Source organism: Catonella sp. (assembly GCF_057250765.1).
In genome coordinates this window covers 1-12,599 of record NZ_DBHIEC010000018.1, presented here as the reverse complement: position 1 = coordinate 12,599, position 12,599 = coordinate 1, and the positions used below count along the sequence as shown (strand labels likewise).

9 protein-coding genes and 1 pseudogene are annotated in these 12,599 nt (G+C 40.8%); 7 read left to right on the top strand and 3 right to left on the bottom strand.

Translation table 11 applies throughout. The features are described from left to right. The 3 genes from ACO6HM_RS09515 to ACO6HM_RS09505 all read left to right on the top strand — a co-directional run bounded on the left by ACO6HM_RS09515 (nt 1) and on the right by ACO6HM_RS09505 (nt 2,520). On the top strand, nt 1-1,128 hold the full coding sequence (locus ACO6HM_RS09515; protein ID WP_485390810.1) for a metal ABC transporter permease: 1,128 nt from the start codon (nt 1-3) through the stop codon (nt 1,126-1,128). Nucleotides 1,129-1,223: 95 nt separating this feature from the next. After that, nucleotides 1,224-1,913, top strand: coding sequence for a DUF3990 domain-containing protein (locus tag ACO6HM_RS09510; protein WP_485390809.1), 690 nt, complete (start codon nt 1,224-1,226; stop codon nt 1,911-1,913). Continuing rightward, complete coding sequence (locus ACO6HM_RS09505; protein WP_485390808.1) at nt 1,879-2,520, top strand: helix-turn-helix transcriptional regulator; 642 nt, start codon at nt 1,879-1,881, stop codon at nt 2,518-2,520. Before ACO6HM_RS09510 ends, ACO6HM_RS09505 begins: the two co-directional genes overlap by 35 nt. A 55-nt stretch (nt 2,521-2,575) precedes the next feature. Here the strand turns inward: ACO6HM_RS09505 and ACO6HM_RS09500 are convergent, their stop codons facing one another. After that, the gene (locus tag ACO6HM_RS09500; protein ID WP_485390807.1) at nt 2,576-5,482 is read right to left on the bottom strand and encodes a transglutaminase domain-containing protein; all 2,907 of its coding nucleotides are present in this window, start codon (nt 5,480-5,482) and stop codon (nt 2,576-2,578) included. 304 nt (nt 5,483-5,786) lie between these two features. Here ACO6HM_RS09500 and cls point away from each other — a divergent pair, with 304 nt between their 5' ends. The 4 genes and pseudogenes from cls (at nt 5,787) to ACO6HM_RS09480 (ending at nt 11,308) form a co-directional block, all read left to right on the top strand. After that, nucleotides 5,787-7,352: a cardiolipin synthase gene (gene cls, locus ACO6HM_RS09495; protein ID WP_485378555.1), complete on the top strand. Its 1,566-nt coding sequence runs from the start codon at nt 5,787-5,789 to the stop codon at nt 7,350-7,352. A 13-nt stretch (nt 7,353-7,365) separates the two neighbouring features. After that, nucleotides 7,366-7,806 carry a YbaN family protein gene (locus ACO6HM_RS09490; protein WP_485390806.1) on the top strand — a complete coding sequence of 147 codons (441 nt, stop codon included), beginning with the start codon at nt 7,366-7,368 and terminating at the stop codon, nt 7,804-7,806. Beyond that, nucleotides 7,799-9,523, top strand: a pseudogene (locus ACO6HM_RS09485) (ABC transporter ATP-binding protein/permease); the annotation flags it as partial. The gene ACO6HM_RS09490 and the pseudogene ACO6HM_RS09485, both read left to right, overlap by 8 nt. A 117-nt stretch (nt 9,524-9,640) precedes the next feature. Then, on the top strand, nt 9,641-11,308 hold the full coding sequence (locus tag ACO6HM_RS09480; protein ID WP_485390842.1) for an amino acid ABC transporter ATP-binding/permease protein: 1,668 nt from the start codon (nt 9,641-9,643) through the stop codon (nt 11,306-11,308). A gap of 97 nt (nt 11,309-11,405) precedes the next feature. Here ACO6HM_RS09480 and ACO6HM_RS09475 read toward each other — a convergent pair whose 3' ends face one another. Together ACO6HM_RS09475 and ACO6HM_RS09470 are read right to left on the bottom strand one after the other, a co-directional pair. Further along, nucleotides 11,406-11,852, bottom strand: a complete 447-nt coding sequence (locus ACO6HM_RS09475) for a hypothetical protein (protein WP_485390805.1) — start codon at nt 11,850-11,852, stop codon at nt 11,406-11,408. 1 nt (nt 11,853) lies between these two features. After that, nucleotides 11,854-12,513 (bottom strand): DUF3990 domain-containing protein, encoded by a 660-nt coding sequence (locus tag ACO6HM_RS09470; protein WP_485390804.1) that lies wholly within the window; start codon nt 12,511-12,513, stop codon nt 11,854-11,856. Nucleotides 12,514-12,599: the final 86 nt, after the last annotated feature.

Sequence of the window (12,599 nt, the reverse complement as noted above, 5' to 3'; positions counted from 1 at the left end):
ATGATAGATTCGCTAATGTCATATTTTGCCATATCCTACGAGTCTCTTTTTGTGCTAGTAGCGACTGCCATGGCTTGTGCTATTTTGAGCCCGTTTTTGGTATTAAGGAAGCTTTCAATGGTTTCAGATGCCATTTCACATTCAGTTTTACTGGGAATAGTTATCGCATTTTTCATAGTAAAAGATGTGGGTTCGCCATTTCTAATAGCAGGAGCGGCATTGTTTGGGGTAATTACTGTCTTTGTCGTGGAGTTTCTTTCAGGGACAGGACTTGTTAAAAATGATGATGCAGTGGGAATAGTTTTTCCGATGTTTTTTGCTCTTGCAGTAGTTTTAATCACTAAATTTGCAAGGAACGTACATCTGGATACTGATATAGTGCTAATGGGAGAGGTCATAATTGCACCATTAAATAGGGTAGAGTTTATTGGAATGAGCCTGCCTAAGGCTCTGGTTCAAATGGAGATATTATTGTTGATAAACCTGCTCTTTGTTATTATCTTTTTTAAGGAACTTAAGATAACTACTTTTGATAGGGGCTTCGCAAAGCTTGCAGGATTTTCCTCGGTAGCACTGTTTTATGCATTGATGACACTTTCATCGTTTACAGCAGTTACTGCCTTTGATGCGGTGGGGGCTATTTTGGTGGTTTCGTTTTTGATTACTCCCGGGGCAGCAGCCTATCTTATAAGTAAAGATCTAAAGGTAATGATAGTGATATCGGTTGGCTATGCGGTTATCAATTCTGGTATAGGCTATGTGCTTTCACTTCTTATGAATGTATCTATGTCTGGAATGACAGCGGCAGCCGCAGGAGTTACATTTTTACTTACCTTTTTGTTTAATAGAGAAGGGCTGATTACTGCTATATTTATAAGATTACAGAGAAAAAGTGAGTTAAAACTAGGACTTTTCCTCAACCATATAGGTAATCATTCAGGCAAAAAGGAGGAAAGTGAGGAACTGGGATTAGGCTCAATCAAGAACCATCTCAAATGGAAGCAGGCCGAGGTTGATAAAATAGCAGGAAGACTTATAAAAAAAGGGTTTATAAGGATAGATATAGATAAGAATATTTATGATTTGACCGAGAGAGGCAGGGAGAAGTTCGTGGAGATTGAGGAATAAATCCTACGGAATATAACGCAAAACCGAATTAAATCAATTGAAAAACTATCACTATAGTGATATAATCTAAGCAATCGCAAAAAGGGGGTTAAAAGATGGAGGATTATATCACTATTTTTCATGGATCAGAGAAAATAATTGAGCATCCAATGTGGGGTGAAGGCCGGAAGAATAATGACTTTGGGATAGGCTTTTATTGTACTGAAAGCCTTGAACTGGCTAAAGAATGGGCGGTATCATCTTTGCACGATGGATTTGCCAATAAATACACACTTGATACCAAACATCTAAATATATTGAATTTAAATAGTTCTGCTTACACTATACTTAACTGGATTGCAGTGTTAGTGGAGCATCGCTTGTTTTCTATTACAACGCCTGTCGCAAGAAGAGCAAAAAACTATCTTATTGAAAAGTTTAGTATAAATGTTAACGCATTTGATATTATTACCGGCTACCGTGCAGATGATTCATATTTTGACTATGCAGAGTCGTTTATCAACAATGCTATTTCTGTAGAACAGCTTGCGCAGGCTATGAAGTTAGGCAAATTAGGAGAGCAGATTGTTATCAAATCAAAGTATGCATTTACAAAGCTAAAGTATGAAGGTTTTGAGGTTGCAGAACAGGGAAAATATTATGTACATCGCAAATCGAGAAATGATGAGGCTAATAGGCAGTATTTTGAAATGTTGGATAAAGAAAGCGACGGACTATATATTCAGGATATTATAAGAGGAGGCATAACAAATGACGATCCATGCATACCAAGAAATATATCTTAATAAAGCACAGTCAGTACTTGGGACTGCTTTTGATTACGCGGTAAATGACTGTGGTATTCTAGGTGATGACTTTGTAAAACTATTTGCAACAAGTTCTGTAAGCAGACATATTGAAAATGGGGAAGCATCCAGTATAGTGGGCAAAAGCGGCATTGAAATTGTGAGAGAAATTGTATTTGAGACTAAAGGAGAAATACTTGAGGTAGAGGCTAAAGAGTCCTATGGACGTAGTGAGGAGTACTGGATTGGCTGGGTTGTAGCCTATTATCAATGGTATACAAACAGGAAATTTAGCGAAATATTAAGAGCTGTGTCATTTGCAGATTTGCAGAGAATGTACCATACCTTACATGAGGCAGACATAACAAAATCAGCTGAAATTATAGATGAGAGGGTGAAGAGCTTTTTTCCTGAAACAAACTTAAAACGGTTTCGTAAAACCTATGGTTGTTCTCAATCAAAATTATCCAAGCTCTCAGGTGTTAGCCTTCGGTCAATTCAAATGTATGAGCAACGCAATAAAGATATAAACAAAGCAAGTCTTGAAACAGCTTACCGCCTTGCTAAAACCCTCGGCTGTGAGGTAGAGGATTTGATTGAGAGATAAATAAAGCCCTCCGAATTATCGGAGGGCTTATCAAAGTAAAACATATTTATAAGTCTTACTTCTTCTTATACCCTACAGCAAAGCGGGTAAGCCTGCCTGTTGCAAAGGTTATGGTTTTTGTTTTAGAGCTATAAACTGCCTTTGATACTTTTTTAACATTACCCTTTTTGTCAATGTAATATATGAGTAAATTTTCAGCTTTTTCTGATTTGCCAAGCTTGTAAGGGATGGATACTGTCACACGTCCCTTGCCCAGAGTAGTAATTTTTGTGCCGTCTTTTCCTGAAATACTGATATCGTATACAGGATGGACACCTATAAGTTTCTTTGTCTTAGAGGAAAGTCCGGCGGTATTATTGCCTGTTACCTTTATATTTATATCTTCCTCTGCCTGCTTGCTAATCGCTTTAATTGCCTCTGCTTCAAAGCTAAGCTTCACCTTGTTGCCGGTAATATTAAGTGCCCTAACGCCTGACTTAACAATGTCATCAAGGTCAGACTTTGAAAAAGAAGCAACCTTTTTAGAAATGCTTATAACATCAGTGCTTTCGGTAGAAGAGGCTGTATTATCTTTGCGCTCTGCTTCTTTTGCGCCTGCATCATTAGACTTAGAGACATCAGCCTTCTTACTATCAGCCTCGGTATCAGCACCACCGGCAAAGCCACCACCGGCAAAACCACCACCGGCAAAGCCACCACCGGCAAAACCACCACCGGCAAAACCACCACCTGCGAAGCCACCGCCGGCAAAACCACCACCAGCAGAATCACCACCGGTAAAACCGCCACCAGCGAAACCACCACCTGCAGAACCACCGCTAGAAGCACCACCCCCAGCGAAGCCGCCTCCAGAAGAGCCTACAACCTCACCGGCAGAGGAGCTGCCCACTGAACCATTATTTTCGCCTGTAGGACTGCCTGTACCGGCATTTACACCGGGTCTAAATATAGGAGTGTAAGGTCTTTGTACATCCGTGTTTGCAGGGCCTGCATTTACGGTCACTGTGACCTCGCTTGAGGCCAGGTTCAGGCCACTGGCCTTATATCTTACCTTGTATTCTCCGCTTGAAAGTCCTGTAACTTCTTTTCCGGGACTTGCCAGCCAAGTGCTGCCGCCACTCTTTTGGTATTCCATCTGACGGTTTAGATAGAGGATTTTACCGTCATTGTTATTTGTGCTGCAGTTAACCGCCCTTAGATTCATAGGCTCTCTGGTATTGATAGGACGAATAAACTGAGCCTCTGAATCCAATCTGCCATCCACTGTGCTTTTTCTAACGATAGCTATGGGAGTCTTATAAATTGTTGTAACATTAACGGGAGATGTGGAGGTTATATCGTGCCAGATACCGTCTCCCACACTGTACTTAAGCCCGGGTTCTACACTTACAAGCCTGCCCTCTGTAAGCCCTGTAGCCTCAAAGCCTACTTCAGGCATCTGCTCTTTAGCTACGCTTATATGCACCGTCTTTTCGCTGTTTGAGATGTTATATCCCCTCTTACTTACTGAAACAGTAAGGTCAGTATCATTTCTTGATAAAAGCTCTCCAAATGTAAGCTCGTAAATGCCTGCTCCTGTTTTTCTGATACCGGTAATATGGGCATTACTAATTTTTACATTGAAAGGAGTGAGTTCTCCTATATCTTCGCTAAATGTAAGCTCTAAGCCTGTAGTGGTACCGCCCGCAGCATTTATAGGCCTGATTCCCGTAAGCTCTGCGTTTGATGTAGGAACGGCCTTTATAAAGCCTACATTAAAGCCGTAATGATGATAACTGCCACTTGTATTTTTAATGTCATTTAACTCTTTTAAGGTAGCTTGATTCCCTGCTATTCTCTTTATCGCACCATGAATCTCATAGTCAGGGACTGAGGCAGGCACTGCTATTTTTACCGTAGTATATGACTGATTTGTAGCATTAATCTGGTCTTTTATAATCTTATCGATATCATCTTTTGTCTCTGCAAATATACCCTGCTTTTTGTAAGCGTAGTAGAGATATTTACTTCCGTCTACCTCAGGCCCGCCTGCAAGAGAATACCCTGTTTCGTGGTCCTTTGATATCATATCAGTATTTATCAAAAAGTATTTATAATTTTTGTCCTCTGCCCAAGGAGTATCGTCCCAGGTGAGGTCAATGTAGTACCACTCTCCATCAAGCTTCACCCTCACCCATTCGTGCAGCACAGGATTAGAGCCTTTGGTCATGGCTACTATTGTATGGCATTCGACATTCAGGTTATTAAGAATCATGGCAAGAGACTGGGCATAACCCTGACACACTGCCTTTCCCTCAATCAAAGCACCGTAGGCAAAGCTTCTGATGTGAGGATTGGAATACTCTATGTGGTCTATGAGATAGTCGTGGACAGCCATCACCTTGTCTACATCACTCAAATGCCTGAACTTATCGGCTATTTCAACTACTTTTTTGGAAAGAGCTGTTTCACCCGCCTGATTTACCACTACAACACATCTGTAAAGGGCATCGCCGTACTTTGCCCAGTACTCTGTCGTACCGGCTTTTTTGGCAGTCACAAGTCCGTCGCTCGTTATAGAGCAGGCGCCATCCTGAAGATTGTAGTTTCCAGCTGTAAATAGCTCATCATAAGGAACCCTTGTTTTTACAAACCATTCAACCCCATGCACTACTTCACCGTTTGTTCTTTTAAGCTCAAGCTTAAAGGTATCGCCCACATCTAGGGTGATTTCGTGCTCATTTATAAGGATATCCTCGTCCTCAGCCTGAGTATAAGCCCATAGACTGCATATTTTTTCATGAAGTGACTGAAGCTCGCTATCTGAGAGAGAGGCGAGAGCATTTCTATAATTATTATGACCGGAGGTGGCTGCAAAAGCAGGGTAAGTGCCGGTCTGTATTAGCAATCCTGTTGCAAGTAAACCACAGCAAACGCCTTTTGCTGAGAGAGTGAATAATTTCTGGTTTTTATTATTTAACATTTTTCCGTCCTTCCTTAAATGACTATCTGTTAATAATTTCGGCTTTATCGGCTGATTTGTTGAGTAGTGTATGACTTATAATGCAAAAGGTTACATATATGTATTTGCAAGAAAGACAAAAACTCAAAAAGTAACCAATCAAACTATAGTGTATCACAGTTTTTCTCTTTTGTCATTAAAAAATGTGAATTAAAAAGTCTGTCATATACATTTAGAGTCCTATCATTGAATTAAAAGCGTTGTTATGTTAAAATAGTATACGATATTGAAAGTCATTGATTATTTTACAGAGTACGGAGGTATGATGGTGGATAAAATAAAGACCATAGAAAGTAAGAGTAAGACCAGAAACGGTATCAAGAGGCTTAGCTTTGTCGTACTGTCTATACTGGTTGAGGTTGCTTTGATTCTCATAATAATAAACTATCTCTACAGGGATTTTGCCTTGATAGAAGTTACAATTAGAATCATTACAGTGCCATTAAGTCTGTATATATACGGACAGCAAAAGACGGCTTCAATGAAAATGCCGTGGATACTGCTTATACTGGGAACTCATGTTGTGGGAATTACCCTTTATCTGCTTGTCGGCTTAAATGGCGGTACCAAGAAGATGAAGGAGCGTTATAAGAAGGTAGATGAGCAGATATTTCCGCTTTTACCTGAGAATACACATGTATTAGATAAACTGGAGGAGTGTGAACCCAATGCCTACGGGATTGCGGCTTACTTAAGTAAATACTCTCACTATCCCGTATATGAAAATACAGATGTCACCTACTATGACAGGGCTGAAGATGGGCTTGAGGCACAGCTTGAGGCACTTAAACAGGCGGAGAAATTTATCTTTATGGAATACTTTGCCATACAGAATACAACTGCCTGGGGAAGAATAGAAGAGATACTTGTGGAGAAGGCTGGGAAGGGCGTGGAAATCAGAGTGTATTACGATGATGTAGGCTCTGTGGGCTTTGTAAATAGAGACTTTGCAAAAAGACTCAAGTCGCTTGGGATTAACTGCAGGGTGTTTAATCCGTTTATGCCCGGTATCAATGTGTTCTTAAATAACAGAGACCATAGAAAGATGACTATAGTGGACGGAAAGGTTGGATTTACGGGAGGTTATAACCTTGCAGATGAGTATTTCAACCTAACCCATCCTTATGGTATGTGGAAGGATACAGGAATAAGGCTTGAGGGAGATGCTGTTAAGTCTCTTACAATATCATTCTTAGAGATGTGGAATGCAGTAAAGCGCTCGGACAAGGATGATGTTGACATCGAGAAATATCTTCCACGGACTGACTATGTGGCAAAGAGTAAGGCCTTTGTACAGCCTTATGGAGATATTCCGATAGATAAAGAACAGGTGGGAGAAAATGTATATATAAGCATGGCAAATAAGGCGGAGAAATACTGCTACTTTATGACTCCTTACCTGATAATTACGGATGAAATGAACCATGCAATCTCCCTTGCAGCCAAGCGTGGAGTGGATGTGAGGATAGTAACTCCCGGCATACCTGATAAAAAGCTGGTATATAAGGTAACCCGCTCTTTCTACAACGGTCTTGCAAGAAATGGAGTGAGGATATACGAGTGGACTCCGGGGTTTAGCCACGCGAAGATGAATGTGGTAGATGATAAAATGGCTGTCTGCGGCACTATAAACCTAGACTATAGAAGCCTTTACCATCATTTTGAAAATGCCTGCTTTATAGTAGATGAGGGTATCGCAACCGAAATGAGAGAGGACTTTGAGAAGACATTTAGGCAGTGCAGGGAGGTGACAGAAGAATACAGCACAGGTAAAAGATCGGTAATAAGGCTTGGACAGCTCTTCTTGAGGCTTTTTGCATCATTATTGTAGTGAAGGGAAGACCATGGAAAAACATAAGGTCACAAAGATATTTTGGATAATACTTGGCTTTACCTGCTTTGGTATAGGTACGGTGGGAGTTGTAGTTCCCCTCTTACCTTCATTTCCGTTTTATATGTTAACTCTCTTTGCATTTGCAAAAGGCTCGGATAGGCTTCATCAGTGGTTTATGTCAACAGACCTATACAAGAAAAACCTTGAAAGCTTTGTAAAGAAAAAAGGAATGACTGTTAAAACAAAAATAAAAATTATTGTCTGCGTTACCCTGGTAATGGGATTTGGCTTTTTTATGATGAAAAATGTTCCCATTGGCAGGATAGTACTCGCTATAGTGTGGGTCTGCCATGTGGTTTACTTTATATTTGGGGTAAAGAATTATACTGAGGATGAAAATGGGGATGAGAGCCCGAAAAATATAGAGATTGATGGGGATAAAAATGATTAAAAAGAGACTGATAGGACTATTGTCACACGCCGGGAAGCATATTATTTATCATATATTGTTGCAGATTCTGTCGTTAATTGCTCAGATAGTCCTTGTATTTACACTTGCAGGTGTGCTTGAAGACGCTGTAGGAGGTGCACTTGACAGGAATGCTGTTCTTATAGCAATCATTACCTTTGTAGTAGTGTATATAATAAGGGTTACCTGTGAAGAGCTTGAAGTGAGGGAGTCCTACCTTGCAAGCGTAGATGTCAAAAGGATAATAAGGGAGAAAATCTATGACAAGCTCCTTAGGCTTGGTGCAGGTTACAGGGAGAAAGTGTCTACCTCTCAGGTAGTTCAGCTTAGCTCAGAGGGAGTGGAGCAGCTTGAAACCTACTTTGGCAGATATCTCCCACAGTTTGCCTACAGTATGTCAGCACCGCTTATTCTCTTTGTGGTGCTTGCTATCAAGGTAAACTTTGCAGTCAGCCTTGTACTTCTCCTTCTCGTACCACTCATTCCTGTTTCAATAGTGGCGGTTATGAAGATAGCAGGAAGGCTCTTTAAGAAATACTGGGGAGTGTATTCTGAGCTTGGAGATACATTTTTAGAGAATCTCCAGGGACTTACCACCTCCAAAATATATAGGGCAGACGAGAGAAAGGCTGCCGAAATGGATGTGGAGGCATCTCATTTTAGGAAGATAACAATGAAGGTCCTTACCATGCAGCTAATATCGACAACTGTTATGGATATAATGGCTTATGGCGGGACAGCAGTAGGTATGTTAGTCGGAATAGGATATTTTCTTAAGGGAGAGATAAGCCTTGCAGGCATGCTTACTGTGATTCTCCTTGCATCAGAGTTCTTCCTCCCTCTTAGAATACTTGGTTCGTATTTTCATATAGCTATGAATGGAATGTCGGCTTCCGACAAGATATTTGAGCTTCTTGATACCGATGAGGGAGAGAAGGGAAGCGAAGAGTTAGATGAGGGGATTCCTGTAATAAGCCTCTATGATGTGGGCTTTAGGTACGAGGAAGAAAGAAATATACTAAAAAAAGTTAATCTGCTCTTTCCTAAGGGAAGCTTTACATCCATTGTTGGTGAGTCAGGCTGCGGCAAGAGTACGGTTGTAGGTATAATTTCAGGAAGAAATAAGGGCTACACCGGAAGTATAAAGATAGGCAGTAAGGAACTTAGGGAAGTAGATGAGGTAGCACTTCTTAAAAAGGTGACCCTGGTTAAGTCAAATGGCTATATTTTCAAGGGAACTGTTGAAGAAAATCTTAGAATGGCTGACAAGGATGCTACTCCTGAAAGGTTATGGGAGGTCTTAAGAAAGGTAAGACTTGATGGGCTTTTTGAGGAGAGAGACGGACTTGATACAAGGATTAGTGAAAAGGCAGGTAACCTTTCAGGCGGTCAGGCTCAAAGACTGGCACTTGCAAGGGCATTGCTATCTAAGTCTGAGGTAATGATATTTGACGAGGTTACATCAAATATAGATGCTGAAAGCGAAGAGATGATAATGGAGGTTATAAAGAGCCTTGCAGGCAAGAAAACCGTAATTATGATTTCTCACAGACTTTACAATGTAATAGAGTCTGACAATATCTATATGATGGATAAGGGTGAGATAGCTGAAAGCGGTACGCATGAGGAACTGCTTGCAAAGAATGGAAAGTACGCCAAGCTATTTAACTCACAGACTGCCCTTGAAGCCTATGCAAAGAAGAAGGAGCTTAAGCCGAACGTAAGAAAGGCTGTAGTGGCTGATAGTGAAGAAAACGGCGAAGAAATAGAGTATGCAGAGCCAAAGGGAGAAGAGAGAAGAAGCGGACTTGCTATTATGAGCAGGCTTATAGTCCTTATAAAGCCACTTTTGCATATAATGGCTGTTGCTATTTTACTTGGAGTAGCCGGCTATCTCTGTGCCATCTCACTTACCATACTTGGAGCTAAGGCGCTTAGTCTTGCTACAGGAGGCTTCCTTGCCGGTGCTGTGGACTATCTCTCTAAAAATGCGGGAGTTAGCGCGGAAGTAAGTAAGATAATGGCGGCTATGGTGCTTGTGGCTGTATTAAGAGGAGTATTTCACTACATTGAGCAGTACTGCAATCATTTTATAGCATTTAAGCTGCTTGCGGTTATCAGACATAAGATATTTGAGGCACTTAGGAAGCTCTGCCCTGCTAAGCTTGAGGGCAGGGACAAGGGTAATCTCATTTCTATAATAACTACTGATATTGAGCTTTTGGAGGTTTTCTATGCACATACAATATCTCCGATAGCCATTGCAGCCATCGTATCTCTTATAATGACTGTGTTTATAGGCAGTTATTCGGTAGTAGCAGGTGTATTTGCACTCATAGCCTATGTGGTAATAGGTGCCATCATCCCTGTCGTTAACGGCAGAAGGGGAAGTGCCCTTGGAATGAAGTTTAGAAACTCTGTGGGAGAGCTGTCTAGCTTTGTACTTGGGGAGCTTCGTGGTATAGATGAGACTATTCAGTATGGTGCAGGAGAGAAGAAGAAAAAGGCTATTTATAAAAAGTCGGTGCAACTGGCTAAGATACAGGAAGAGCTTGCTGATGCAGAGGGCAGGCAACGTAGCTTTACCAATGGAGCCATACAGTTATTCTCCTATGGAATGTTGTTCTTAACTCTCATTCTCTACAGTAATGGAGTAATAAGTTTTGAAGCTGTGGTGATATCAACTATTGCAATGATGAGTTCCTTCGGCCCTGTAGTAGCGCTTTCATCCCTTTCCAATAATCTGAATCAGACTCTTGCAAGTGGAGAGCGTGTGCTTGCCTTACTTGAGGAAGAGCCTGAGGTTGTTGAGGTTAAAAAGGGCAAGAATGGGGTGACGCTTAAGGAGTTCTCGGGAGCAATGGCAAAGAATGTAGATTTCTCTTATGGAGATAAGATTATCCTTGAAGACTTCACTTTGGAGATAAAGAAGGGCAGGATATTAGGCATACACGGGGCAAGCGGCTCAGGTAAGTCTACCTTCCTTAAGCTGCTTATGAGGTTCTGGGAGACAGATGGAGGAGAGATTCTCATTTCGGGAAAGGATATAAAGCAGATAGTTACTGATGATCTTAGAAAGCTTGAGGGCTATGTGACTCAGGAAACCCACCTTTTCACAGGTACGATAGCTTCGAATATCGCACTTGGTAAGCCTGATGCCACACTTAGTGAAATAAGGGAGGCTGCGAGGGCAGCTTCAATAGATGAGTTTATTTCGGGGCTTCCAAAGGGCTATGATACCTTGGTGGGTGAGCTTGGAGATACACTTTCAAGTGGAGAAAAGCAAAGACTTGGTATAGCGAGGGCATTCCTTTACAATGCGCCTTTCATCCTCTTAGATGAGCCAACCAGCAATCTGGATTCCTTAAATGAGGGAATTATATTGAAGGCTCTAAAGGAAAGGAGCAAGGGCAGAACCATCCTCCTTGTTTCACACAGAGATTCCACTATGAATATTGTGGATGAGATGGTGGAGATGGGGTAAATAATATGGACTAAACCTGATTTAATATAACTATTAAAGAGTAGACCAAGGGTTACGCCCTAAGATAAGGTGTAACCCTTGGTTATAAGATTAATTGTTAAGTGGAATATTGAATATTCATAGCCTGTTTTTGAGCGTATATTTCCTTCAAGTTCTCAATTGCCATCTCTACATCGAGGGTGTGAAAACCTTGCCAGCACTCGTTCATGGTTTTAGCGTCTGCGATTGTATATATCCTCTTGCTTGACTCATTTGTATAATAATGCCAATAACGGTAGCAATAGCCCGTCCAATACATTACCTCATTATCAAAAATGGTACCTGCTTTTTTAAGCCCATTTACCTCGTCACCTAGTTCTTCGAGCATATATTCTTCGCCTGCCCATTGCATTCTGTCGTAAACATCATCAAGACAGGCAGCAACCCTGCTATTCATAAAGGCTTCTATGAAAGAAGGACAGTCATAACCTTTTTTAAGTGCAAGTTCAAAAAGTCTTCCCTGTATATCACAGAGTTGCATTTTTTCGAGTGTAAAATTTTTCATCTCAATTCTCCATATTTAAGATTTCATCAAAAAATCTGCCCTCTCGCCTGTATTTTCTACAGATTTCCTCGGCTAAGCTAACACCTTTTGAACGATTTATTTCGCTTTCTTGCTTTAAGTTTTCACGCTCGCCATCTGTTAAGACTTGGCTGTTAATAATTTCAATTTTATCACAGGCTTTCTTTGTTAAGGCTACATACTGCTCACCGAGCTTTAAGGCTGAGAGGCTGTGAATAAGTGCAATATCAGTGATTATCCCACTGAAAAAGCGGTCTAATACAATAAACATCCTGTCATTTGCAATATAGCCTTTTATTATATCATAGTTTCCACCTAAGTCAGCATACCTGTTGTATAGCGAAGAGCCTTTAATAATGTCCATTTTGCCACGATTATATGCTACAAACAGTGCCCAGTCTAAATCCAGATTCAAATCTAAAATATCAAGACCTGTTAAATCCAGATTTAGGGTATAAAGGCTGGCATTTGGATAATTGCAAATTAGTGTGAGAGGCTGTGATTTTTCGGTGCCCATATAAAATCCTTTTCCAAAATCGCAGTGTTCTCTGCTTGTTGGTGTAATATTCCCATTAATGCCTGATTTTGAGCCATGATAAAGAGTTATAGACTCATTAATGCGTATAAGCTTTGATGTCTCCATATATAGCCCCCAATTCTTTTATAATGATGTTATATGATGTGGGTGTCAAAAGTATTTGACACCCATTGATACAGGATTGCTACAGC